General features: G+C 65.6%; 16 protein-coding genes and 1 pseudogene. 11 read left to right on the top strand and 6 right to left on the bottom strand.

Annotated features, from left to right (window positions below; translation table 11 throughout):
- Window positions 1-154: 154 nt before the first annotated feature.
- The 4 genes from PX653_RS04335 to PX653_RS04320 all read left to right on the top strand — a co-directional run bounded on the left by PX653_RS04335 (window position 155) and on the right by PX653_RS04320 (window position 9260).
- Window positions 155-895, top strand: coding sequence for a PEP-CTERM sorting domain-containing protein (locus PX653_RS04335; protein ID WP_277416692.1), 741 nt, complete (start codon window positions 155-157; stop codon window positions 893-895).
- Between the two features lie 69 nt (window positions 896-964).
- A complete protein-coding gene (locus tag PX653_RS04330; protein ID WP_277416691.1) occupies window positions 965-3058 on the top strand; it encodes a prolyl oligopeptidase family serine peptidase in 2094 nt (697 codons plus the stop codon).
- 443 nt (window positions 3059-3501) lie between these two features.
- Window positions 3502-8397, top strand: a complete 4896-nt coding sequence (locus tag PX653_RS04325; RefSeq protein ID WP_277416690.1) for a HAMP domain-containing protein — start codon at window positions 3502-3504, stop codon at window positions 8395-8397.
- Between the two features lie 11 nt (window positions 8398-8408).
- Window positions 8409-9260: a CheR family methyltransferase gene (locus tag PX653_RS04320; protein WP_277416689.1), complete on the top strand. Its 852-nt coding sequence runs from the start codon at window positions 8409-8411 to the stop codon at window positions 9258-9260.
- Between the two features lie 165 nt (window positions 9261-9425).
- On the opposite strand, the gene PX653_RS04315 is transcribed toward PX653_RS04320, so the two are convergent.
- The gene (locus tag PX653_RS04315) at window positions 9426-10136 is read right to left on the bottom strand and encodes a glutathione S-transferase family protein (RefSeq protein WP_277416688.1); all 711 of its coding nucleotides are present in this window, start codon (window positions 10134-10136) and stop codon (window positions 9426-9428) included.
- A 448-nt stretch (window positions 10137-10584) separates the two neighbouring features.
- On the opposite strand from PX653_RS04315, the gene PX653_RS04310 reads away from it, so the two are divergent.
- The 4 genes from PX653_RS04310 (at window position 10585) to PX653_RS04295 (ending at window position 15376) form a co-directional block, all read left to right on the top strand.
- A complete protein-coding gene (locus PX653_RS04310) occupies window positions 10585-12651 on the top strand; it encodes a methyl-accepting chemotaxis protein (protein WP_277416687.1) in 2067 nt (688 codons plus the stop codon).
- A 79-nt stretch (window positions 12652-12730) separates the two neighbouring features.
- Entirely contained in the window at window positions 12731-13474 is a 744-nt protein-coding gene (locus tag PX653_RS04305) for a YceI family protein (protein WP_277416686.1), read from the top strand.
- A 50-nt stretch (window positions 13475-13524) separates the two neighbouring features.
- Window positions 13525-14112 carry a hydrolase gene (locus PX653_RS04300; RefSeq protein WP_277416685.1) on the top strand — a complete coding sequence of 196 codons (588 nt, stop codon included), beginning with the start codon at window positions 13525-13527 and terminating at the stop codon, window positions 14110-14112.
- A 538-nt stretch (window positions 14113-14650) separates the two neighbouring features.
- Window positions 14651-15376, top strand: a complete 726-nt coding sequence (locus PX653_RS04295; RefSeq protein ID WP_277416684.1) for a PleD family two-component system response regulator — start codon at window positions 14651-14653, stop codon at window positions 15374-15376.
- Window positions 15377-15708: 332 nt separating this feature from the next.
- Here PX653_RS04295 and PX653_RS04290 read toward each other — a convergent pair whose 3' ends face one another.
- Window positions 15709-15909, bottom strand: a complete 201-nt coding sequence (locus PX653_RS04290) for a hypothetical protein (protein WP_277416683.1) — start codon at window positions 15907-15909, stop codon at window positions 15709-15711.
- Window positions 15910-16155: 246 nt separating this feature from the next.
- Here PX653_RS04290 and PX653_RS04285 point away from each other — a divergent pair, with 246 nt between their 5' ends.
- The 3 genes from PX653_RS04285 to PX653_RS04275 are packed head-to-tail and all read left to right on the top strand — an operon-like array spanning window position 16156 to window position 17594.
- Window positions 16156-16329 (top strand): hypothetical protein, encoded by a 174-nt coding sequence (locus PX653_RS04285; protein ID WP_277416682.1) that lies wholly within the window; start codon window positions 16156-16158, stop codon window positions 16327-16329.
- 42 nt (window positions 16330-16371) lie between these two features.
- Window positions 16372-16995: a chromate transporter gene (locus tag PX653_RS04280; protein ID WP_277416681.1), complete on the top strand. Its 624-nt coding sequence runs from the start codon at window positions 16372-16374 to the stop codon at window positions 16993-16995.
- Window positions 16992-17594 (top strand): chromate transporter, encoded by a 603-nt coding sequence (locus PX653_RS04275; protein ID WP_277416680.1) that lies wholly within the window; start codon window positions 16992-16994, stop codon window positions 17592-17594. The genes PX653_RS04280 and PX653_RS04275 overlap by 4 nt, the downstream gene beginning before the upstream one ends.
- 137 nt (window positions 17595-17731) lie before the next feature.
- Here PX653_RS04275 and PX653_RS04270 read toward each other — a convergent pair whose 3' ends face one another.
- The 4 genes and pseudogenes from PX653_RS04270 to PX653_RS04255 form a co-directional block, all read right to left on the bottom strand.
- Entirely contained in the window at window positions 17732-18577 is an 846-nt protein-coding gene (locus PX653_RS04270) for an amidohydrolase family protein (protein WP_371876458.1), read from the bottom strand.
- A 96-nt stretch (window positions 18578-18673) separates the two neighbouring features.
- Window positions 18674-19015, bottom strand: a complete 342-nt coding sequence (locus PX653_RS04265) for a hypothetical protein (protein ID WP_277416679.1) — start codon at window positions 19013-19015, stop codon at window positions 18674-18676.
- Window positions 19016-19099: 84 nt separating this feature from the next.
- Window positions 19100-19678, bottom strand: coding sequence for a YceI family protein (locus PX653_RS04260; RefSeq protein ID WP_277416678.1), 579 nt, complete (start codon window positions 19676-19678; stop codon window positions 19100-19102).
- A gap of 265 nt (window positions 19679-19943) precedes the next feature.
- Window positions 19944-20744: pseudogene (locus PX653_RS04255) on the bottom strand (ATP-binding cassette domain-containing protein).
- Window positions 20745-20755 lie beyond the last annotated feature (11 nt).

Genomic DNA, 20755 nt, shown 5'->3' with positions numbered 1-20755 from the left:
ATGATGCGGGCACGAACGGTCAAGCGCTGAACAGCTGTCGATTTACTTTACACCTTGAGCTGGATCAAATGCCAAGTCATTGATTCGTAAAGTCCGGCCAGAGCAGGCATGCACTTTGCTTTTCCTCAAGGACATCTCTCTTGGAGAACGCGCAATGAAAAATACGATCGCAAGAATACTGGGGCTGGCCACCTTGGCCGCAACCCTGCTGGCCGCCCCGCAAGCGCATGCCATCCCGTTCAACCTGACCATGCAGACCGATGGCTTCGGTTATATGTTCGGTAACGACGCGACGCCATTCCCCGGCCCGCTCAATGCCAGCAATTTCCTGTCGGTGCGCAACACCCAGGCGGGGGACCCGACGGCCGACATCCAGTCGATCATCCGCTTCGACACCAGCGCGCTGACGCCTTTACTGACCTCCGGCCAGCCGCTGGTCATCAACTCCGCGCGCCTGCAACTGGACTTCCTGGGCCAGGGCGGCGAACCGACCACGACGCGCCTGAACGCCGGACTGGGTGGCACCGATACCTGGACGCAGGCCAGCTCGTCCACCGAGCTGTGGAACAACTATACGCAGGTACTGGGCGATACCCTGTTCGTCGCCGGCACGCCGGAGGGCCTGGTGGAAATCGACCTGACGGGGCTGTCCATCGACGACTTCGGCAACGACGAGCTGCTGTCGATTCTCCTGTTCGCGGACGAGAACTTCAGCGCCGAGTTCAACGAGCTGTTCTTCGGCGCCGGCGATACCCCGGGCGGCACCACCGGCGCCGCGCCACGGCTGATCCTGGACATCTCCGTGCGCGGCACCGAGGTGCCCGAGCCCGGTTCCCTGCTGCTGGTGGGGCTGGGGCTGGGTGCATTCGCCCTGGTGCAACGCCGCCGCGCCTGAGCCGGCGCCGCGTCGGGCGCTTCCTGCGGCGCTGGTGTAGAGTAACGTCATCGTCACACAGGAGATCCGATGCGTTCCACTACGTTCCGCCCGCAACGCCGGCTGGCCGCCGCCCCCGACTCGACCGCTTTGGCCGGCAGCGCCGCCACCGAAGCCGATCCGTACCTGTGGCTGGAGGAAGTGGACGGCGATGCCCAGCTCGCATGGGTGCGCGAACGCAACGCGGTGGCGCTGGCGGAGCTGCAGGCGCAACCGGGCTACCAGGCCCTGCGGGAGCGGCTGCAGACCATCCTGGACAGCAAGGAACGCATCCCGTACGTGCGCAAGCACGGCGCCTTCTTCTACAACTTCTGGCGCGACGCCGACCACGTGCGCGGCCTGTGGCGCCGTACCGCGCTGGAGCACTATCGCGCTGGCAAGCCCCAATGGGAAACGGTACTCGACCTCGATGCGCTTGCGCGCGAGGAAGACGAGAACTGGGTATGGCAAGGCGTGTCGTCGCTGTACCCCGACGGCAATCGCTGCCTGCTCTCGCTGTCGCGCGGCGGCGGCGACGCGGCCGTGGTGCGCGAGTTCGATATTGCCGCCCGCCGCTTCGTCACGGATGGATTCAACCTGCCGGAGGCGAAAAGCTCGGTGGCATGGATCGATGCCGACACGGTGTTCGTCTGCACCGACTTCGGCCCGGGTTCGATGACCGCTTCAGGCTATCCCCGCATCGTCAAGGAATGGCGCCGCGGCACGCCGTTGGCCGCGGCACGCACGCTGTTCGAGGCCGCGCCGGACGACCTGGGCGTGGGTGCCTACAAGGACTTCACGCCCGGCCACAGCCACCAGTTCATCTCGCGCCAGATCGATTTCTACAGCAGCGAGCTGTTCCTGCGCGACGGTGCCGCGCTGACGAAGATCGACAAGCCGGCGGACGCCAATGCCTACACCGTGCGCGACCAGCTCATCGTCGAGTTGCGCTCGGCGTGGACGGTGGCGGACCGCACCTGGCCCCAGGGCGCGCTGCTGGCCACGCCACTGGCCGACTTCCTGGCGGGAGGACGCCATTTCGACGTGTTGTTCGCACCCACGCCGACGTCGTCGCTGGACGGCGTGGCGGCCACGCGCTCGACCCTGCTGTTGAACGAGCTGGACAATGTGCGCAACCGCCTCGTCGAGCTGCGTCACGTGGACGGGGCCTGGCAGCGCCGCGTCGTCGACACGCCCGCGTTCGGCACGCTGGAGGTGGCGCCGCTGGACGATATCGGGTCCGACGACTATTTCCTGACGGTCAACGATTTCCTCCATCCCACCACGCTGTACCTTGCCACGGCAGGCAGCGACGCGCGCACGCCCGTGCAGGCGCTGCCGGGCTACTTCGACGCCGAGCGGCTGGTCGTCGAGCAGCACCAGGCGACGTCGTCGGACGGCACGGCCGTCCCCTACTTTGTCGTGCGCGACCGGGAGGCGCCGCTCGACGGCAGCAATCCGACGGTACTGTACGGCTATGGCGGCTTCGAGGTGTCGCTGAAACCCTTCTACAGCGGCATCACGGGCGCCGCCTGGCTCAGCCAGGGCGGCGTCTACGTGCTGGCCAATATCCGCGGCGGCGGCGAATTCGGTCCGCGCTGGCACCAGGCGGCGCTGAAGGACCAGCGCCAGCGCGCCTTCGACGACTTTATCGCCGTTGCCGAGGACGTCATCGCGCGCAAGCTGACCAGCCCGGCCCACCTGGGGATCATGGGCGGCAGCAACGGCGGCCTGCTGGTGGGAGCGGCGCTGACGCAGCGCCCGGAGCTGTTCGGCGCCGTCGTCTGCCAGGTGCCGCTGCTGGACATGCGCCGCTACAGCAAGCTGCTGGCCGGGGCGTCGTGGATGGGCGAATACGGTGACCCGGACGATCCGGCCCAGTGGGACTTCATCCGGCGCTATTCGCCTTACCATCGGGTGGAGCCGGGCCGGCGTTATCCGCGCGTCCTGTTTACCACGTCGACCCGCGACGACCGCGTCCATCCGGGCCATGCCCGCAAGATGGTGGCAAGAATGCAAGAGCAGGGCCACGACGTGCTGTACTGGGAAAATACGGAAGGCGGCCATGCCGGCGCCGCCAACAACGACCAGCAGGCGCAGATGTGGGCGTTGACGTACACGTTCCTGCGGCGACAGCTCGGATAGCCCGTGCTGCCAGCGGACGCCGGACCTCGAAATAGGTGACTGTCCCCTATTTTCTGGTCCGTGTGCTCAATCGTGCGCGCAAGAAACTTCACACTGCCGTATGCTGGGAAATTGTTTCCTATTTTTATGGCATTGTTGCTAAACTGGATGCTTGCCTGAGGGCGTTTTTTGCTTGACTGGTACCGGTACAGGCGTATTGTCTGACCGAAGCAGGCGAATCGATCTGGCGCAACGTAGCGGTGTGTCGTGCATACTCCCGAAAATGATCTCCTGAACGGCAGTCCGGCCCCGTGCCGGCGCTTCGCTACAGGCTGGCTGGCGCTGCCGGCCCGCCTGCCTGCGTTCGTTGCGCCTTCCGCCCCATCCATCCAACCGTTACCGTTCCATCCGCCGGCCGCGCGCGCCGGCAATCATCACACTTGTATAACTAGAGGGAAGCGTCAATGAACGACATGACCGAACTGCCCGAAGAACTGGACCTGAAGCTGATCCTGGCCACTCTGATGGCACTGAAAAAAGGCGATTTCTCCGCGCGCATGCCGTCCGACTGGACGGGCGTCTCCGGCAAGATCGCCGACACGCTGAACGACATCATCGAGACGAACGAACGGATCGTGCGCAATGTCACGGAAGTCAGCCGCGTGGTGGGCCGCGAAGGCCGCCTGACCCAGCGGGCGCCCGTCACCAACGTGTCGGGCGGCTGGGCCACGATCATCAGCGCCGTCAACACGCTGATCGACGACCTGGTGCGCCCCACCACCGAGATGGCGCGCGTCATCGGCGCCGTGGCGAAGGGCGACCTGTCGCAGACGATGGCACTGGAGGTGGACGGTCATCCGCTGAAGGGCCAGTACCTGCGCGCCGCCACCACGGCAAATACGATGGTGGAACAGCTGCTGTCGTTTTCCTCCGAAGTGACGCGCGTCGCGCGCGAAGTCGGCACCGAGGGCAAGCTGGGCGGGCAGGCGCAGGTCAAGGGCGTGGCCGGCACGTGGAAGGACTTGACCGACTCGGTCAACTCGATGGCGGGTAACCTGACGTCGCAGGTGCGCAATATCGCCGAGGTGACGACGGCCGTGGCCAACGGCGACCTGTCGAAGAAGATCACGGTGGACGTGCGCGGCGAGATCCTGCAGCTGAAGGACACCATCAACGTCATGGTGGACCAGCTGCGCTCCTTCGCCTCCGAGGTGACGCGCGTGGCGCGCGAGGTCGGTACCGAAGGGAAGCTGGGCGGCCAGGCGTACGTGCCCGGCGTGGGCGGCACGTGGAAGGACTTGACCGACAACGTCAACTTCATGGCGTCAAACCTGACGGGCCAGGTGCGCAACATCGCGGCCGTGACGACCGCCGTGGCGAACGGCGACCTGTCGAAAAAGATCACGGTGGACGTCAAAGGTGAAATTCTCGAGCTGAAGAACACCATCAACGTCATGGTGGACCAGCTGTCCTCCTTCGCTTCCGAAGTGACGCGCGTGGCGCGCGAGGTGGGTACCGAAGGCAAGCTGGGCGGCCAGGCGCAGGTGAAGGGCGTGGCCGGCACGTGGAAGGACTTGACCGACTCGGTCAACTCGATGGCCGGTAACCTGACGGGCCAGGTCCGCAATATCGCGGACGTGACGACGGCGGTGGCGAACGGCGACCTGTCGAAGAAGATCACGGTGGACGTGAAAGGCGAGATTCTCGAGCTGAAGAACACCATCAACGTCATGGTCGACCAGCTGAACTCCTTCGCCTCGGAAGTGACGCGCGTGGCGCGCGAGGTGGGCACGGAAGGCAAGCTGGGTGGCCAGGCCAACGTGCCGGGAGTCGCCGGCACGTGGAAGGACTTGACGGAGAACGTCAACCAGCTGGCGGGTAACCTGACGGGCCAGGTGCGCAACATCGCGGAAGTGACGACCGCCGTGGCGAACGGCGACCTGTCCAAGAAGATCACGGTCGACGTCAAGGGCGAGATCCTGGAACTGAAGAACACCATCAACGTCATGGTCGACCAGCTGTCGTCCTTTGCATCGGAAGTGACGCGGGTGGCGCGCGAGGTCGGCACCGAGGGCAAGCTGGGCGGCCAGGCCTACGTGCCCGGCGTGGGCGGCACGTGGAAGGACTTGACCGACAACGTCAACTTCATGGCGTCGAACCTGACGGGCCAGGTGCGCAACATCGCGGCGGTGACCACGGCCGTGGCGCGCGGCGACCTGTCGAAGAAGATCACGGTGGACGTCAAGGGCGAGATTCTCGAGCTGAAGGACACCATCAACGTGATGGTGGATCAGCTGTCGTCGTTCGCTTCGGAAGTGACGCGGGTGGCGCGCGAGGTGGGTACCGAAGGCAAGCTGGGCGGCCAGGCCAACGTGCCGGGTGTCGCGGGCACGTGGAAGGACTTGACGGAGAACGTCAACCAGCTGGCGGCCAACCTGACCAACCAGATGCGCGCGATCGGCGAGGTGGCGACGGCGGTGACGCGGGGCGACCTGTCCCGCTCCATCCAGGTGGAAGCGCGCGGCGAGGTCTCCTACCTGAAGGACAACATCAACGAGATGATCCGCAACCTGAAGGAAACCACGCAGAAGAACGCGCAGCAGGACTGGCTGAAGACCAACCTGGCGCGCTTCACCCGGCTGCTGCAGGGCCAGCGCGACCTGCAGGCGGTGACGAAGCTGATCCTGTCCGAACTGGCACCGCTGGTGTCGGCGCACCACGGCGTGTTCTACATGATGGATTCGCAGCTGGACGACGCGCGCCTGCGCATGATCGCCAGCTATGGCTACCGCTCCAGCCGCAAGCTGCCCACCTCCTTCCTGCCGGGCGAAGGCCTGGTGGGCCAGTGCGCGCTGGAGAAGGTGCGCATCTGGCTGACGGACGTGCCGCGTGACTACATCGTCGTCTCGTCCGGCCTGGGCGCCGCACCGCCGACCAATATCGTCGTGCTGCCGATCCTGTTCGAGCAGCAGGTCAAGGCCGTCATCGAGATCGCGTCGCTGGATCGCTTCACGGAGACCCACCTGTCGTTCCTGGACCAGCTGATGGAGTCGATCGGCGTCGTGCTGAACACCATCGAGGCGAACAGCCGCACCGAGTCGCTGCTGACGCAGTCGCAGTCGCTCGCCCAGGAACTGCAGCAGACCAACCAGGAGCTGGCCGAAAAGGCGCGCCTGCTGTCCGAACAGAACATCGAGGTGGAGCGCAAGAACCGCGAGGTGGAGCAGGCCAAGCTGGCGCTGGAGGAAAAAGCCACGCAGCTGGCGCTGTCGTCGAAGTACAAGTCCGAGTTCCTGGCCAATATGTCGCACGAGCTGCGCACGCCGCTGAATTCGCTGCTGATCCTGGCGCAGCAGCTGGGCGACAACCCGGAAGGCAACCTGTCGTCGAAACAGGTCGAATTCGCCAAGACCATCCACGGCTCCGGCTCCGACCTCCTGACCCTCATCAACGACATCCTGGACCTGTCGAAGATCGAGTCCGGCACCGTCACGCTGGACGTGTCGGAGTACCGCTTCGCCAACCTGCGCAACTACGTGGACCGCACGTTCCGCCACATGGCCGAGGCCAAGCACCTGGGCTTCACGGTATCGCTGGCGGACAACCTGCCGGCTTCCCTGATGACGGACACCACCCGCCTGCAGCAGGTGCTGAAGAACCTGCTGTCGAACGCGTTCAAGTTCACGTCGCACGGCCAGGTCGCGCTGGAGATCGGCGTCGTCGGCGGCGGCTGGAGTCCGGACAACCCGAATCTCGCCAACGCCGACGCCGTGCTGGCGTTCTCCGTCAGCGATACGGGCGTCGGTATCGCGTCCGACAAGCTGCAGCTGATCTTCGAAGCCTTCCAGCAGGCCGACGGCTCCACCGCCCGCAAGTACGGCGGCACGGGCCTGGGCCTGTCGATCTCGCGCGAGCTGGCCCGCCTCCTGGGCGGCGAGATCCGCGTCGAATCGGTGGTCGGCAGCGGCTCCACGTTCACGCTGTTCCTGCCGTATAACCGCGCCGGCTTCGTCAACTACGAGCAGCCCCGCCCTGCCCCGCAGCGCCTGGCGCCGCAGCCGCCGAAGATCGTCTACAGCCAGCAGGCAGCGGACGTCGAGATCATCGAGCGCCGGCCGCCATCGGAACTGGACGCGGAAGCGGAAACCTACAGCTCGACGATCGACGACCGCGGCCTGACGGCCCCGGGCGACCCTTCGGTGCTGATCATCGAGGACGACGAGCGCTTCGCCAAGATCGTGCTGGACTTCGCCCGCGAGAAGAACTTCAAGGGCATCGTCATCCACCAGGGCGACTCGGCGCTGTCGCTGGCGCGCGACTACCTGCCGTCGGCGATCCTCCTGGACCTGGACCTGCCGGACATCGACGGCTTCACGGTGCTGGACCGCCTCAAGCGCGACCCCAGCACGCGCCATATTCCCGTGCACGTGATGTCCGCCTCGCGCGAACGGGAACGTGCCCTGCGCTCGGGCGCCATCTCGTTCATGAACAAGCCCGTCGACAAGGAAGCGCTGCAAGAGCAGTTCACGCGCATCCAGAAGTTCCTGATGGGCGGCAAGCGCAGCCTGCTGGTGGTGGACGACGAGGCCGGCCAGCGCGACGCCATCGTGGCGCTGATCGGCGCGACGGACGTCGACATCCAGGCCGTCGGCACCGGCGAGGAAGCCCTTGCCGCGCTGCGCACCAGCCACTTCGACTGCATGGTGCTGGACCTGACCCTGCCCGACATCTCCGGCTTCGAACTGCTGGACCTGATCGGCAAGGACATCAAGCTGCGCGACCTGCCGGTGGTGATCAACACCGCCAAGGAGCTGAACAAGAAGGAAGTGGCAAAGCTCAAGCGCTACGCCAAGACCATCGTCATCAAGGATGCCCGCTCGCCGGAGCGCCTGCTGGACGAGACGGCGCTGTTCCTGCACCGCTCGCAGGCCAGCCTGCCGGAAGCGCAGCGGCGCATGCTGGAGCAGGTGCACGCGGCCGACTCCGGACTGGCGGGGCGCAAGGTGCTGATCGTCGACGACGACCTGCGCAACATCTTCGCGCTGTCCTCCTTGCTGGAGCGCCAGCAGATGCAGGTGTCGTTCGCCGAGAACGGCCGCGACGGCATCGAGGTACTGGAGCGCGACCCGACCATCGAGATCGTCCTGATGGACATCATGATGCCGGAGATGGACGGCTACGACACGATGCGGGCGATCCGCCGTATCCCGAAGTTCCGGTCGCTGCCGATCATCACCCTGACGGCGAAGGCGATGAAGGGTGACCGCGACAAGTGCATCGCCGCGGGCGCGTCCGACTACATCACCAAACCGGTGGACGTGGCTCAGCTGCTGTCGCTGATGCGCGTCTGGCTGCATTGAGCGGCGCGGGCATGAGCGCCGCCGTGGAAAAGCTGCGGCCGGACTACGCACCGGACGTGGAGGAGCTCGAGCTGGAGTTGCTGCTGGAGGCGCTGGTGCAGCGCTTCGGCTTCGACTTCCGGTCGCACGACCGGGCCACCCTGAAGCGCAAGCTGTTCGCGCTGCTGCAGCGGCGCGGCCTGCGCACCTTGTCCCAGTTGCAGGACCGGGTGCTGCACGACATGGCGACGTCGGCGGCGCTGTTGCGGGCGCTGTCGGTGCCGTCCGCATCGATGTTCGACGATCCGCTGGAGGCGATGCACCTGCTGGCGGTGGCGGAACAGTGCCTGCCCGGCGCCCCGCTGCCCAAGGTATGGCTGGCCGATTGCGCCGGTGCCGAGCAGGCCTGGACGGTGGCCGTGCTGTTGGCGGAACGTCAACTGCTGTGGCGTACCGAAATCTACGCGACCGTGTCGAGCGATGCCCTGCTGGAGGAAGCCGTGACGGCCTCGATCGCGCCGGAGCGGATGGCGGCCTGCCAGCAGCGCTACCAGCAGGCTGGCGGATGCGGCCGCCTGGCCGACTACTTCCAGCCGGAGGACGGCGCACTGGTGCCGTTGCCCCAGCTGCGAAGCCGCATCACGTGGGCGCAGTACAACCTCGTCACGGACGCGTCGTTCAACGAGTTCCAGTTGATCGTATGCCGCCGTGCCCTGCCGGACTTCGGCCCGCTGCTGCGCCACCGCGTGCTGCAACTGTTCGACGACAGCCTGGCCATGCTGGGCGTGCTGGGCATCGACCGCGAGCTGGACGACAAGGAACCGCTGGCGCGGCGCTACCAGCAGGTCGTGGCCCGGGAACCGTGGTACAAGCGGATCGCTTAGGAGTCGCCCTGGTGAGACCCCTGGCGTCAGGCATTTGTCTGGTCGCGAACCGCCAGACAGGTGCCCGACGCCGCCGGTTTCAACGCCTGCGTCTTGCGATTATTTCTTTACAACTAGATTTATTTCCATTTGGACATACAAACCAACTGGAAGTCAGGTATAATTTCAACCTTTCCCCTGCCGTGACTGGCCCGTTTCCAGCATGTTGCGTGCAGATTGCGCGAACTTGGCGGCTTGATCGTCATTCTCGGCACGATCCAGCACATCCGAGGCCGGCAGCATGATGCCGCGCTGGACCGCGGGTCGTTCGCCGACAGCCTTGAGCCAGCGTTGCAGGTTCGGCAAGTCGTCGACGTCGACGCCGGACCATTTGTGCGTCCGCACCCACGCCCAGTTGGCGATATCGGCGATCGAATACTCGCCCGCCAGGTACTCGTTGTCGCGCAGCTGGCCGTCCAGTACGCGGAACAGGCGCTTCGACTCGCCCTGGTAGCGGTCGATGGCGGGCTGCAGCTTTTCGGGGAAATAGCGGTAGAACACGTTGGCCTGGCCCATCATCGGGCCAATGCCACCCATCTGGAACATCAGCCATTGCAGCACGCGCGAGCGGCCTTCGGCGTCGGCGGGCAGCAGGCGCCCCGTTTTCTCGGCCAGGTAGATCAGGATGGCGCCCGATTCGAACACGGCAAAGTTGTCGTTGGCGCGATCGACGATGGCGGGAATGCGACCGTTCGGATTGATATTCAGGAACCACGGTTCCTTTTGTTCGTTTGCGGCCAGGTCCAGCACGTGCAACGTGTATTGCAGCTCGAGCTCTTCCAGTGCGATGGAGATCTTGTGGCCGTTCGGCGTGGCGGCAGTATATAAGTCGATCATATTGACTCCTTGGAATTATATGAACGACAAATGATAGCGCCATTTGGCGAGGCGTGTCTTTTTAATGCGACAGGAGAATAAACAAGACGAACAAAAAAAAAGACCGGTCGCAGTCTGAGGAGGGGGCCGGTCAAAACGCTTTCTTTATGAGAGCGCGGGGATATCACAAGGGTAAAGAGCGAGGTTCCGCCCTGGCACGAGGCGTGCCGGACAGAAGAAACTGTGCCGGATTTGAGGAATCCGGCAACCTGCCGCTCAACAATTATTGCGCGGTACGGGTTACACTTTGCCAGTTTTCATTCTCTCGAGGCTTAGAACTTCATTAAGGAAAGAAAGAAAACGTTTCAAAACCGGCATCAAAAACCCGAGCAGACGGGGCGCCGATTGGATGCGGCAGCGCCCGCAGATGCCGACCAGGTTTTGGGACTTCCAAACTAAGGAATTCATTATGACCAAACAATCGTTTCATCCCAACACCTGGGGCGTGGGGACCCGCATCACCCTGCTCACTTTCGGCCTGATCAGTCTGGTGCTGACGTGCCTGATCGTCATCATCAGCATCGGCACCGGTCGCCTGCTGGAACAACGCGCCACCGACAGCGTGCGCCAGGAACTCGACGGCGTGAAGAACATGGTGGACCTGTTCAACACCGCCGTCACCAGCGAGGCCAACAGCTTTGCCAAGGTCCTGAGCGCCCAGTTCGACAACAAGTTCAGCCTCGATAGCGATACCATCGTCGAGGTGGGCGGCAAGCCGGCGCCAACGATCAAGGATGGCGAGCGCGTGTTGAACAACGACTTCACGATCCCCGACCGCTTTACCGCCCAGAGCCGCGCGACGGCAACCATATTTGCCGTCACGGGCGAGGATTTCATCCGCGTGTCCACCTCCGTCAAGAAGGAAGACGGCACCCGCGCCGTCGGCACCATGCTGGACCGGACGCACCCCGGCTACGCGCTGCTGCGCGCCGGCCAGAGCTATACCGGCCTGGCCACGCTGTTCGGCAAACAGTTCATCACCCGCTACGACCCGGTGCGCGACGCGACCGGCAAGATCGTTGGCGTGCTGTACGTGGGCGTCGATGTCTCCCACGAGGTGGCCACGCTGAAGCAGCGCATCAAGTCGATCAAGGTCGGCGAGACGGGCTACTTCTACGTGCTCAATGCAACGCCCGGCCCCAACCTGGGCAAGCTGATCGTGCACCCGAAGCGCGAAGGCGACAGCATCCTGGAGTCGAAGGACGCCAACGGCAACGCGTTCATCCGCGAAATGCTGGAGAAGAAGGAAGGCGTGATCCGCTACCCGTGGGCCAACCCGGACGAACCGGCGCCACGCGAGAAGATCGCCGTGTACGGCTACTTCAAGGAATGGAACTGGGTGCTGGCCGGCGGCGCCTATACCGAGGAAATCACGGCCGAGGCGACGGCACTGCGCAACCGCTACGTGCTGCTGGGCTTTGCCGCCCTGCTCGTGTTCTCGGTGCTGTTGTACTTCGCGGTGCGCCGTTACATCACGCGCCCGCTGGCCGAGGTCGAGCGGGCCGCCAGCCAGATCGCCGCAGGCGACCTGACGGTGCGCATGGACGTGCGCGGCCAGGATGAGATCGCACGCCTGACGCAGGCGATGAACGGCATCAGCCACCACCTGTCGGCCGTGGTCGGCAAGGTGCGCACCGGTGCCGAACACATTGCCTCCGCCTCGAGCGAGATCGCCACCGGCAACCAGGACCTGTGCTCGCGCACGGAACAGCAAGCTGGCGACCTGGAGCAGACCGCCAGCTCAATGGAAGAACTGACGGCCACGGTGCGCCAGAACGCGGACAATGCCCGCCAGGCCAACCAGCTGGCGCAAAGCGCGTCGGATGTGGCGGCCCGCGGCGGCGCCGTCGTGGCGCAGGTGGTGGAGACGATGGGATCGATCAACGCGTCGTCGCAGAAGATCGTCGACATCATCGGCGTCATCGACGGCATCGCCTTCCAGACCAACATCCTGGCGCTGAATGCGGCAGTCGAAGCGGCCCGGGCCGGCGAACAGGGCCGCGGCTTCGCCGTGGTGGCGGGCGAGGTGCGCACGCTGGCGCAGCGCAGTGCCGCCGCCGCGCGCGAAATCAAGGAACTGATCGGCAATTCCGTCGGACAGGTCGAGGCCGGCAGCCGCCTGGTCGAGCAGGCCGGTACCACGATGGAAGAAGTGGTCAACAGTGTGCGCCGCGTAACCGACATCATGGCCGAGATCCGCAGCGCCACCGAAGAGCAGACGGCCGGCATCGAGCAGGTCAACACGGCCATCACGCACATGGACCAGGTGACGCAGCAGAACGCCGCCCTGGTCGAGGAAGCGGCCGCCGCTGCCAGCGCCATGCAGGACGAGGCGGCCAGCCTGGCGCAGATGGTGCGCCAGTTCCGCCTGGAAGAGGACGCGCGGGCAAAAAAAACCCGCATCGGCGACGCGGGTCAAAAATTTCAAATCGGGAGAGATTTGAAAGAGCAGGCGCATCTTCTCACGGCAAAATGACGGCCGTGTGACGCTCGCGTCGAGACCATAAGACGGCGCAGTCCGGCTCCGGCCGGCTGCGCCGTCGTCGCGTCCGCCCATGCGCTACACTGGCGCCATGCCGATCTCCCTTTCAAACCGCAAGCGTGCGCTGCTGGGTGCCGCCGGCGCCGTCCTGGCGCTGGCAGCCTGTCGTGCGCCCTCACCTGTTTCCGACCCTGCTTCTGAACCTGCTTCTGGCGCTGCTGCCGGCCCCACCTCGGCGCTCCCCGCCTCGCCCATCGCCGGCGCGCCGGTGCCGCCGCCCGTTACCGGCGTACTGAGCGTCGACAGCGCCGCTTCGCTGATCGCCATCACGGTGCGTCGCGGCGGACCGCTGGCCCGGCTGGGCCACGATCACGTGGTGGCGGCCCGCACCGTGGTGGGCACCGTCGATCCCGCCGGCAACCGCGCGGCGCTGCGCTTCCGCCTGGACGAGCTGACGGTGGACGAACCCGCCCTGCGCGCGCAGGCCGGGCTGGACACCATCCTTTCCGCCGAGGCGATCGCCGGCACGCGCCACAATATGCTGACGCGCGTGCTGGACGCCGAGCGCTACCCCTGGGTCGACGTCGCCATCGAGCGCACCGGCCCCCAGACCGTCCAGGCCGCCATCACGCTGCATGGCGTTACGCGGCGGTATGACGTACCCGTCGCCGTGACGAGCGCCGCGGACGGCGTGGTCGCCAGCGGTACGCTGGCCATGCGCCAGACCGACTTCGGCCTGGTGCCGTTTGCCGTACTGGGCGGCGCGATGGCCGTGCAGGACGAATTGGCGCTGCGTTTCGCCATCGTGGCCCGCTAGCCGCGCGCCACTGTACATTCATACAGTGTTCGTATTATAATCTGCCCATCATGCGATGCGATCTGCTCAACGGCCCTGTAGACCGGCCTGGCGACAAGCCCGACGGGCGCACGGCCATCCTGCTGCCATCGGGTTTCGTGCTGGACCTGCTGGCGCCGGATGCGACGGGCCTGCCCATCACGGATATCGCGCTGTGCCTGGCTTCCCAGCCACGCTGGGGCGGCGCCGCCCGGCCGTGGTATTCGGTGGCCGAGCATTGCGTCATGGTGTCGCGGCTGGTGCCGCCCGCGCTGGCGTATGCGGCGCTGCTGCACGATTGCGAGGAATTCCTGGGCGACTGGCCTTCGCCCGTGAAGGTGATGCTGGGGCGGCGCTATGTCCGCGAACGCGTGCTGCCGGTGAAGCAGGCACTGCGGCGGCGCTTCGGCTTTGACGACGACGATCCCATCATCAAGCATGCCGATCTCGTCAGCATGGCGACGGAATTGCGCGACCTGCTGCCGCCGGCATGGATCGAGTGGGGCCACCTGCCGCCACCGCACCCGGGCCGCATCGAGCCGGTGGGACCGGAACGGGCTTACACGCTGTTCCTGGAGCGCTTCGAGCAGTTGCGGCACCTGGCTACCGTACCCTTGTAACGTTGCCGAGGCACAGCGGCAGCCAGAATCCTGGATGCCGATCGGCAGGTGCCGCTGGCAGCGGGGCTGTCGTGCCGTAGGCGAAGAACAGCGGTGAGCTTCGTACTGCCGTTGTATTATGGTTACCGTAAGGGCGCGCGTGGACGCGTGCAAGCTTGCCAGGCCGGCGCGAGGCGCGGTTTCATACCGCTGAGCTGCTTGAGGAATGATTGCTAACAGGCAGTTTCTAAAGCCGTTTTTCGACTTATCCACTTCAGGTGTGGATAACGATGTGGAAAAGCGGGGCTTGACAGGCTGGAGACGCTGTATTGGTGCGGGTTTCAACAAATTGCCTGTTCAGGAGGCAAATTTTTTGGTGCATAAAATCAGGCACTTACGGATGGGCCGGTCGGCCTTCGCGGCGGCTCGCGCTGTCGCGGTAAATATTTTTGTACCCGGGCCCGACCCGGGTGCGGCAAGGGAATGCTTTGACAAAAATGCCGAGGAGGAATAGTGTCATAGCGGGGACGATGATGGTTTTCTTGCCGCGAGCGAAACAATGGAATCAAAAGCCGACGACGCCAGCGAAGGCTGGATGATTGAAGACGAGGTGCCGGCCGCCGATGAAGTGGCGGTGGTGGCGCCTGCGCCATGGAAAGTGCTGATCGTCGACGATGACGTCGATGTGCACGTCGTCACCAAGTTTTCGCTCAGTAATGCGGTATTCATGGGGCGCCGCCTGTCGTTCCTCCATGCTTACAGTGGTCACGAGGCGTTGCAGATGTTGCGCCAGCACGACGACGTCGCACTGGTCCTGCTGGACGTGATCATGGAGACGACGGACGCGGGCCTGCGGGTCGCCACCCGGATCCGCGACGAGCTGCAGAACGCCCTCGTCCGCATCGTCCTGCGCACCGGACAGCCCGGCCAGGCGCTGGAGCACGGCATTATCCTGGATTACGACATCAACGATTTCTGGTGCAAGACCGACCTGACCACCCGCAAGCTGTTTACCACGGTCATTGCGTCGCTGCGCGGGTATCACAGTCTGTCGGAAGCGCAGCGCCGCGTCGCCGCGGCCCAGGCGGCGCTGGCATCGGTGCATGCCGCCGCCAACGGTGCGCTGCAGGCACTGCGCGACGGCAGGAGCTGGACCGGTACCGTCGAGCTGGGCGAGCCCCCGGTGCGGGTGGCGCTGTCGGCCCAGCCCAGCCCGGGTGCCGACCGCTTGGTACTGGAAGCTCGTCTCGAGGCGGGGGATGGCACGGCGGTGCCGCCTGCCTGACGGGCCGCGGCGCATGCATTCCACGCTCGTGCCAACCCGGCGCCCGCGTCGCTTATTTCGACGCTAAGTCTTGGATTGCAAAGCATTTTTTGGAATATCCACACGACTTGGGGATAACTTTGTTGATAAGGGCCTCTTGACAAGGCAAAGCGCCCGCAACGACGCCATTTTCCTTAAACTGCCCGTTCAACAGGCAGAAACAGCCACCAGCAAAATCAAGCACTTACAGCCTCATCTGCAGACAATCCCGAGCTCGCGCAAAAAATCCGGCGCGTTTTCGTTCTGACAATTTTTGTGCATAACCGACGTGCGCCAGCGCAGGCCCTTCGACGCTAGTGCACCGGACGACGCCGTGCCGAGCCCGCCAATACGCGCTGGATGACGTCCACCGCGATACTGTGGGCCTTCAGGTATTCCAGCGCGCAAACGGTGCCGACCTGCCCCTGCAGCAAGATCCCCTTGTCGACAATGTCGCTGTGCAGCCGGTCCTTGCGCACATGCGGGTGCGCGGTACGCGTATCGATCGCTTCCATTGCAGTCCTCGTGGAGAAATATTGCTGGATGTATGAGATAGCGCAATGCGCCGCGGCCTGACAAGAGTATTGGACATGAATCCTGAAAGTCAACCCATCGTTGCCCTTGTGACTGGCTGCGCCGGCCGGCGGCCGGCGTCTCCCTGGCAGCGTCTCCCTGGCAGCGTCTCCCTGTGTTAGCTGCCGCGCAGTGCGGCAAGCCGCTTCGCGCTAAGCTGCGCTCACCCAATCAGACAGGAGATTGCCATGACCAGTTCCACCCCGCCCATGAATCCTGGTGACGAAGCCCCCGCCGGTACCCCCGGCACCGGCGAGGACATCTGCCCTGCCTGCGCCGGCAGCGGCAAGCAGGCCGACGGCAAGGCCTGCCCCAACTGCGGCGGCAGCGGCACCATCACCGAGGGCATCGGCGGCGGCTGACCCCGGGGTGACAGCAGGGCGGCGCGCGGGGATAATGGCGCAATGCCTGCCGATCCGCTGCCCCCTGCCGCGCCCGACCTTTCGACCGCCACCGGCGTCGCACCTGCCGACGGCCCCGCGCGACCCAGGTCGCGCACGCACCTGTTCGTCGCCTTCACGCTGCTGGCCCTGCAAGGGTTCGGCGGCGTGCTGCCCGTCGTCCAACGCGAAATGGTGGAGCGGCGGCGCTGGATGACGCAGGAGGAGTTCGTCGAGGAATGGGCCGTGGCACAGACGATGCCCGGGCCGAACGTCGTCAACCTGTCGCTCGTCATCGGCAACCGCTGTTTCGGGCTGACGGGGGCCCTGGCCGCGCTGGCGGGCATGCTGCTGGTGCCATCGCTCGTCGTGCTGGCCCTGGCCACGGTGTACGCCCTGTTTGCCGCCGATCCCCGCGTGGCCGGCGCATTGCGCGGCATGGCGGCCGTCGCGGCCGGCATGATCGTCGCCACCGGCGTGAAGCTGGCCGCCACGCTGCGTCGCCATCCGTTGCCGCTGCCGCTGACCGCCACGCTGGCCCTGCTGGCCATCGGCGCCCTGGCGGTCCTGCGCCTGCCGATGCTGCCCGTGCTGCTGGTACTGGGCGGCACCGGCTGCGTGCTGACCTACCGGCGGCTCAAGCCATGAGCGCCGGCGCGCCTGTCGTGCCTGTCGTGCATATCGTGCTGACGTGGCACGACTGGATCGACCTGTTCGCCCACTACCTGGTGCTGTCGCTGATGTCGGTGGGCGGCGCCATCTCCACCACGGGCGAAATGCACCGCTACCTGGTCGAACAACATGGCTGGATGACGCAGCAGCAATTCGCCGACGCGATCGCCATCGCCCAGGCCGCCCCAGGACCGAACGTGCTGTTCGTCGCGCTGCTGGGCTGGACGGTCGGGCTGAACGCGGGCAGCCACGTGGCGGCCGTGCTGGGCGTCCTCGTCACGATGATCGGGATCATGCTGCCCAGCAGCGTGCTGATGCTGCTCGCCACCGGCTGGGGCCACCGCAACCGCGAGCTGCGCGCCGTGCGCGCGTTCAAGCAAGGGATGGCCCCGCTCGTAATCGGCATGCTGGTTTCGACGGGCATCGTACTCGCCGGCGCCAACGGCGGCACGGCGGCGGACTGGCCGCTGTACCTCGTCTCCGCCGGCGCAGCGCTGGTCCTGTGGCGCACCCGCATCCACTTGTTGTGGCTGCTGGGAGCCGGCGCCGCCCTGGGCGCCTCCGGGCTGCTGTAGACACCGGGGTCGGGCACCGATCCGCGGGTCTGCGCCCCGCCGATCGGTGCCTGACCCCATGGGTTCAACAACTCCTCCTTAGCCGCGCATCCGCGCCGGTCAACGCGCGCAAGATTGGCAGACTTCGCATGGCCGCCTTACCGGTTCTGGAAGCCACCGTACACCTTGATGGGGCTCCATGCGGGTTCGACCGGCAGCGCGGCCGGGGCCACTCGCGCAAATGGCCCGGCGCCATACACGACCTTGCCGTTGACGATGGTCAGCATGCTTTCCAGCTTGCGGATGCCATCTGCCGGCATCGTGAAGTAATCCCGCGGCAGCACCACCAGGTCGGCATACTGGCCCGGCGCGATGGTGCCCTTGACGTGTTCCTCGCCGCTCATCCAGGCACTGCCGCGCGTCATCAGCCGCAGCGCGTCGAACCGGCTCAGGGCATCGCCCGGCTGCCACATCTGCAAGCCCCCGGCGGTCTTGCCGGTGACGGCCCAGTACAACGATGGCCATCGGCCATAGCTGCTGACCCGGGTGCCGTCGGTGCCGAGGCCGACGGGAATGCCCATCTTCAGCATCGTGCGGATCGGCGGCATCTGGCGGGTTTGTGCACCGTAGCGCTGCCAGTAGGCTTCGCCCTGGTAGTACGTGCGATTCTGCACGGCGATGCCGCCGCCCAGTGCCTTCACGCGCGCCAGTTGCGCGTCCGTGATGGTCTCGGCGTGATCGAAGAACCAGCGCGGCCCGGCCAGCGGGATGTGCCGGTTGACCTTCTCGATGACGGCCAGGTCGCGCTCGATCGACTCGCCATAGGTGGCGTGGATACGGAACGGCCAGCGGTTCTTCACCAGCAGGCGCAGCACCGCTTCGAGCTCGCCTTCCATCTGTGGCGGCATGTCGGGACGCGGCTCCAGGAAGTTCTCGAAATCGGCCGCGCTCCACACCAGGTTCTCGCCGCCGCCCTCGGTGTTGTAGCCGTTGGCGTAGAACAGGTGGTCGTTGCGATCCGGTTTCGCCAGCGCCCCATTGCCCGTCCGGCGTGCGCGCGGCCTGCTCCCTGAGCATGCGCAGGGCTTCGGCCAGCGACTTCACGCCATCCCAGCGCAACTCGGCGTTGTAGTGCAGGCCTTCGCGATGATGTGCAGGTGCGAGTCGTTCAGGCCGGGAATGACGGTGCGGCCGCCCCCATCGATGACGCGGGTCGTACGGGTCTTGTGCTTGAGGATTTGCGCCGTGCTGCCAACGGACACGATCTTGCCGCCGTCCACGGCGACGGCCTGGGCGAATTGTCCTTCCTTGACCATCGTCGCGATCTTCGCGTTCGTGATGATCAGGTCGGCCGCGCTGGCCATTGTCGGGGCCAGTGTGAGTGCGCAAGGCGCGGCCAGTCCCGCCGCCAGCATGGCAGCGTAGTGCATCGGTCGTTTCATGTGTTCCTCGGCTGTCGTACAAAAAAAACGCAAAAACGCGCCGACCGATGCAGGCGCCGGCAGCCTGCGCTGCCGGCCGGGGTGTTACTCCTTGATTGCCTCGATCGCGAAGGTCAGCTTCACTTCGTCGCTGACGTTCGGCGCATACTTGCCCGCGTTGAATTCGCTGCGCTTGATGGTCGCGGTCGCGTTGGCGCCGCAGGCATCCTTCTTGGCCATCGGGTGCGGCTGGCACTTGAACGACGTGACCTGCAAGGTGACGGGCTTGGTGACGCCCTTGATGGTCAGGTTGCCGTCGACCGACGCCAGCGCATCGCCGTTGAAGTTGAACTTGGTGGACTTGTACGTGATTGTCGGGTACTTGGCCGTATCGAAGAAGTCGGCACCCTGGATATGGCTGTTGAACAGGTCGGAGCCCGTGCTGACCGACTTCGCATCGATCGTCACGTCCACCGAACCCGTCTTGGCGGCACGGTCCAGCGTGATCTTGCCCTTGGTGCTGTCGAAACGGCTCTCCTGCGTCGAGAACCCCAGGTGGGTGTACGAGAAGCGCGCGAACGTGTGCGAGTTGTCGATGACGTAGGTTTCCGGCGCGGCGTGCGCTGCCACGGAGACAGTCAAGGCAGCGGCCAGCGTGGTGGTCAGGGCCAGCAGTTTTTTCATGTAGGACTCTCCAGTCTGAGGTTGTACGGAACCCGAGCATTATGCGCGGGGCACGGCGGAGAGTAAAACGGAAAATTTACCGATTTATTATCGAAAAACTCGATAATAAAAACCGCTGGCCATTGAGAACATGGTAGCGGATGGCTACTCGGCCGCACATCTGCCAAAGGGGAGCGGCGGATGGCACCTGCCCGGGGAGGTGGGGTCTGTCCCTCCGGGACAGACCCTCAGCCGGAGCTGCGACGGTCCGCGGGACGGACGTCCTTCAAGCGTCCAGCAGCCGCGCCAGCAGCCGGCTCTCGACGGCGGCGAACTCGCGCGAACCGCGCGCACGGGGGCGTGGCAGGTCGACGGCCACGTCCAGCGTGATGCGGCCCTCCTCGATCAGCAGCACGCGGTCGGCCAGTGCCACCGCTTCCTGCACGTCGTGCGTCACCAGCACGGCCGTGAAGCCGCGCTTGCGCCACAGCGACTCGATCAGCTGCTGCATCTCGATGCGCGTCAGGGCATCCAGTGCGCCCAGCGGCTCGTCCAGCAGCAGCAGCAGCTACGGTTGGTGCACCAGCGCCCGCGCCAGCGCGACCCGCTGGCGCTGCCCGCCCGACAGCTCGGCGGGCCAGGCGTCGGCACGTTCGGCCAGGCCGACGGCCGCCAGCGCCTGCGCCGCCGCGTGCGGCCCGCCATCGGCCAGGCCCAGCGCCACGTTGTCGAGCACCGTCTTCCACGGCAGCAGGCGCGGCTCCTGGAACATCATGCGCACCGTGGTGCCGGGGTCGACGTCGACGTTGCCGCCATCGAGCGCAACGAGGCCGGCGATCGTGCGCAGCAGCGTGCTCTTGCCGCAGCCGCTGCGCCCGACGACGGCGACGAACTCGCCCGCGTCCAGGCGCAGCCCGATGGCGTCCAGCACGGTGCGTTCGCCATAGGCTTTGGTCAGGCTCCGCAGCGTGACGGCGGCGCCCTGGCGTGGCAACAGCGCGGGCGCGGCTTGCCTGCGGCGCTCGACCGGCGCGGCCGGCGCCGTGACAAACAGCTCGGTATCGATGGGGATCGTGGCGTGCAGCATGGTCATCCTTT

Origin of the sequence: Pseudoduganella chitinolytica (assembly GCF_029028125.1) — a bacterium.
Classification (GTDB): Bacteria; Pseudomonadota; Gammaproteobacteria; order Burkholderiales; family Burkholderiaceae_D; genus Rugamonas; species Rugamonas chitinolytica.
Note: the sequence above shows the minus strand (reverse complement) of the source record. Positions and strands in the feature narration are given on the sequence as shown.